This window comes from Acidithiobacillus sp. TH-A35 (assembly GCF_057473505.1).
This window is the reverse complement of record NZ_JBYCKR010000245.1, coordinates 1-2,103: the sequence shown is the minus strand read 5'-3', so window position 1 is coordinate 2,103 and position 2,103 is coordinate 1. Positions and strand designations below refer to the sequence as shown.

Below are 2,103 nucleotides of genomic sequence, written 5' to 3'. Positions count from 1 at the left end.
CCGGTGGTGGACTTGTTGAACCTGTGGATGTTTGAGACCGGTCAGCCCCTGCACGCCTTTGATGCGGACAAGGTGCAGGGTGGTCTGTGTGTACGTTGGGCGCAAGCCGGCGAAGTGCTGGATGCCCTGGACGGTCGGGATCTGACTCTGGAGCCGGACATGCTGGTCATTGCCGATGCGCAAGGACCGGTGGCATTGGCGGGCATTATCGGTGGACGGCGGACCAGTGTGACCGATGTCACCCGTTCGATTATTCTTGAAGCCGCCTTTTTCCAGCCCAAAGCGATTCAGGGGCGGGCCCGGCGCCTGTCGTTGCAGACCGATGCCGCCATGCGCTATGAAAGGGGTGTCGATTATCAGCTCGCTCCCCGGCTGGCCCGGGGCGTGCTGGCACAGATGGCTACACTCGCCCCGGTACAGTTGCGCAGTGCCCGCGCCTTTACCTTACAGGGTAGTCTGCCGCTTCCCGCAGAAATCATCTTGCGCCAGCAGCGCCTCCAGCGGGTCATGGGGATGCCTTACACTGCGTCAGAAGTGGAGCGGGTTTTGACCCGCCTGGGGCTGCAGATCCGTGCCGTGCCCGAGGGCTGGCAGGTCAAGGTGCCGAGCCATCGCTTCGATCTGCGTATTGAGGCGGATCTGATCGAAGAGGTGGGTCGCATTTACGGTTATGAGCAGTTGCCGGCCCATCGCCCCCGGGGCATCTTGCAAGCCGCAGCCAATACCTCCACCGTAGCGCGTAGGATGCGGGATATTCTCCAGGCCCGGGATTATCACGAAGTCATTACCTACAGCTTCATCAGCCAGGAAGCGCAGAAGGACTTCGTCCCGGAAGCCGACGCCCCGGCATTGCTGAATCCTCTGTCTGCAGATCTGGCGGTCATGCGTGCCAGCCTCTGGCCGGGCTTGTTGCAGACCCTGCAATTCAACGCGAAGCGGCAGCAGGAGCGTATCCGGATTTTCGAGATGGGGCGGATATTTTCAGCCGAACGGCAGAGTATGGTGCTGGCGGGCTGCATTGCCGGTAGTGCCGACCGCGAGAACTGGGCACAGACGGCGCGGGATGTGGATTTTTTTGATCTGAAAGGCGATGTGGCCGCCATGCTGGCCTTATGGCCGCAGACCACGTTTGAGTTTCGGGCCTTGACCACCGAGGTTGGCCTGCATCCTGGGCAGGCGGCAGAAATTCTCGTCGCCGGACGTCGGGTCGGTATGCTGGGGGCCTTGCATCCAATTCTGGCAGATCGTTATGACCTGGACAAAACCGCATTATTCTTCTATCTGGATATGGAAATGCTGGAAGATCTGGATAATGAGCGGCATTTCGCGCCATTGTCGCCCTATCCGGCGTTGAGAAGAGATATGGCGCTGGTGATTCCTGATGCCATTGCGGCTGGCAGCGTGCTGGCCGCCATGCGTCAGGAAGCCAGCGCCATCGTGCAGGAAATACGGATTTTTGATCGCTATCAGGGAGAACCCCTGCTGGCAGGGACCTACAGTCTGGCTTTTGCTTTCCTTTTGCAGGATCGCGAGCGCACCCTGACTGAGGTGGATGTACAACAGGAACTGGAGCGGATGCTCACTGCCGTGAAGCAAATCGGCTCCATTGAACTTCGCGCATAGGGAGAAAAAAGTGGCTGTCACGAAAGCTGAAATTGTGGATATGTTGTTTGAAACCATGGGCCTGAACAAACGGGAAGCCAAAGGTATTGTGGAAGCCCTGTTTGATCATATCCGCGAAACCCTGGCCCAGGGCGAAGAAGTGAAACTCTCGGGTTTTGGCAACTTCACCCTGCGTGATAAAAATCCGCGACCAGGACGTAATCCCAAAACGGGCGTCGAAATCACCATCACCGCCCGGCGGGTGGTGACTTTCCATCCGAGCCAGAAGCTCAAAGCCTACGTCAATGGTAGCGAACCAGACATCGCCTAAAGGGAAAGCGGGCAAAGAACTCGCCGCGCTGCCGGAAATTCCTGAAAAGCAGTATTTCTCCATCAGCGAGGCATCTCTGCTTTGTGGAGTCAAAGCCCATGTGCTGCGCTACTGGGAGCAGGAGTTCCCGCAACTCAGTCCGCTGAAAAGAAAAGGGACTCGCCGCTATT

At 58.1% G+C, this 2,103-nt stretch carries 3 protein-coding genes; all 3 read left to right on the top strand.

Features of this window, described 5'->3' with window-relative positions; genetic code table 11:
• Positions 1-1,623: phenylalanine--tRNA ligase subunit beta (gene pheT, locus AC2VNK_RS08190; protein WP_486883427.1), on the top strand; the 1,623-nt coding region annotated here is incomplete at its 5' end.
• Between the two features lie 10 nt (positions 1,624-1,633).
• Positions 1,634-1,933, top strand: a complete 300-nt coding sequence (locus tag AC2VNK_RS08185) for an integration host factor subunit alpha (protein ID WP_101536780.1) — start codon at positions 1,634-1,636, stop codon at positions 1,931-1,933.
• Positions 1,908-2,103: MerR family transcriptional regulator (locus AC2VNK_RS08180; RefSeq protein ID WP_486883426.1), on the top strand; the 196-nt coding region annotated here is incomplete at its 3' end. The genes AC2VNK_RS08185 and AC2VNK_RS08180, both read left to right, overlap by 26 nt.